Genomic DNA, 2,335 nt, shown 5'->3' with positions numbered 1-2,335 from the left:
CCTAAGTCGTAATTGAGACAGGGACGGTCTTTAAATAAAGGTTGGGGACGCTGACGCAAAGGAAAAATGCGCTTGACTATATGCAGGGTTTGGCGCAATATGCGAGCATCGGTGTAAGGGCCATAATACTTGTCTTGTTTTTTCCCCAGCCTGCGATTGCGGGTGAGGAAAATACGGGGATAATCTTCTGACCAAGTAATCAATACGTAGGGATATTTCTTGTCGTCTTTGAGCAGTACGTTAAAGTACGGTTGGTGCTGCTTAACTAAGTTTGCTTCTAATGCCAGTGCTTCTGCTTCCGTATCGGTGACGATGATTTCGATCTCGACTACCTGCTGTACCATTAAGGCAATACGAGGGGAGAGGTCGGAAGCTTCGCGGAAGTAGGAACGCAGACGCGATCGCAATTTTTTCGATTTACCGATGTAGAGGATGCGATCGCTCTCATCCCTCATTATATATACACCTGGCTTTGCCGGAATCTCCTTGAGGCGACCTTCCAGGCGTTCCCGGTCTTTTACTAAAGGTAGCGCTTTCTGTGAAGTGGTCACAACTCACTAAAAGAAACTGTCCATCACCATCATAAGAAAGCCTTTTCGTTTAGAGGGTGGGTATTGCCTACCCGAAACCGAACAAAAAGCAGGTTTTTTGCAAAAAACCCGCTTTTTAAGCAATTAAACAATTTATTAGGCGGTTTTTTGTGACTTGCGCTTGCTGGTGGCAAACAACCCACCCACAGCCATCAAACCAAGCATTGTGGATGGTTCGGGCACTTTTACTCCCTGAAAAGATACTTCGTAGTTACCGTTGTGAGAGAATCCATCCGTGTTAACCAGACCCGAATTGGTAGCGTTGAAGCTGTAGAGATAGTCAGTCTTGCCTTCGTAAGTATACTTGACTACTTCGCTTGCTTGGAATCCACTTGGTAAAAAAGATGCAAATGCTGCATATTTGGGATTACTAGCATAGGCAGCTTTTAAATCGTTGTGACCTGCCAACCCAATACTAATTAGGCCAGTATCATCATTTTGGTTGACGTAGGAGATGTTGGGGTCGCTGCTTGCTTGGAATCCCCCCATACCCAAAAAGGCATTAAAGTAACTAGTTGCAACACCAGTTCCTACGAATACACCATAACCAGCTTTGGTGATGAACTCGTTAAACCACTTGTTAGCAAGGTTGTTCGCGCCGTATGTCGTATTCAGACTTGCTCCAAACCAGTCAGTTGCCGTGAGACTGCTAAGAGTGAGTGACTTGCCAGCAATATTACCTGTCAAGGTGGTGTTCTTTAGAAAATCGATACCAGTAAAAGTCCCTTTCTCTGTACTGGCTCTCAATTCTACGTTACCTGTGGGACTGGCGGCATTACCGTCGAGAACGGCTTGTACGTTTGCCGGAGTATTTGGAATCTCAACGGTTTGACTCCCGGAGACACCGTACACTAAATAATCGCTAGCTGCACTTCCGCCAATTGTGGCATTTGTGAGGGATGCGGCGGATGCTGGGGCGGTGGCTAGTGCGCTCACACCTGCGACCATTGAAGCACCGATAGCAATACGTTTAATAGTCTGAAGCATTTTTGGATTCCCTCTCAAGTTTCTCAATAAACGATTTACGTTGCACATCCCACTGTTGACGGGATTTGTCTGTTTCACTTCACGGTTCTAGCAGATCCACCCTTGAACGCTTAACCTTCACTTTCTTCCATTTTAGGAAAGCCACTTTTGGGTTGGGTGAACTTAGCGTAATTTCTGGTCAAATTTGTGTGAAGTTTTGGTAAATTCTGAGGACTGGTTCAAAAAAAGGCGATATCAATTTATCGTCTCATATCCGTAAAATCTTGACGATCTGTGGGTGAAATCATGAGATGCTGTCGTTATTTGATTTAATTTTAGATGAGAGAAGCCAAAAATTTTATTCCCACTAAGTATACCGATACTAGCTACGTATATAAACTATAAAAAATTCAAAATTTTTTGCCTTTATTTATGTAAAAATACTGGATTGTTAAATTTCGCAAAGCCGATACCATAGGATTTATTAAAAATTATTAAAATTTGACTATTCTACTAGGCAAGAAAGATAAATTTATGACCGATCGGTACTAATTTTCAAATATGAGAGTTTAGATTAAGACTAAGAGTCTTTCTCTTTTAACAACTTGGCCGCTTACTTTCACACAAACCGGGTTGCATCCATGCCATCAGAAAATTTTCAAACTGAGTATCGCGAAGCATTGAATCAAACTCTCAATCATCTCCAAACAGTAAATTTATTAGTGGCACAAATTGAAGCTAAAATGGACGACATCAGAGATTCTATGCAAAATCTCTCC

General features: G+C 42.5%; 2 protein-coding genes. Both read right to left on the bottom strand.

Annotation, left to right across the window (positions count from 1 at the left end):
- Positions 1 to 551: GIY-YIG nuclease family protein (locus H6S82_RS29300; RefSeq protein ID WP_191057182.1), on the bottom strand; the 551-nt coding region annotated here is incomplete at its 3' end.
- Positions 552 to 686: 135 nt separating this feature from the next.
- Positions 687 to 1,577, bottom strand: coding sequence for an NF038130 family PEP-CTERM protein (locus tag H6S82_RS29295; protein ID WP_190470534.1), 891 nt, complete (start codon positions 1,575 to 1,577; stop codon positions 687 to 689).
- Positions 1,578 to 2,335: the final 758 nt, after the last annotated feature.

This window comes from Planktothrix sp. FACHB-1355 (genome assembly GCF_014748295.1).
GTDB classification, from domain to species: domain Bacteria; phylum Cyanobacteriota; class Cyanobacteriia; order Cyanobacteriales; family Aerosakkonemataceae; genus Aerosakkonema; species Aerosakkonema funiforme_A.
Note: the sequence above shows the minus strand (reverse complement) of the source record. Positions and strands in the feature narration are given on the sequence as shown.

Excerpts from the sequence above, each read along its gene's own strand:
- H6S82_RS29295 (WP_190470534.1), bottom strand. The coding sequence starts at position 1,577 with ATGCTTCAGACTATTAAACGTATTGCTATCGGTGCTTCAATGGTCGCA.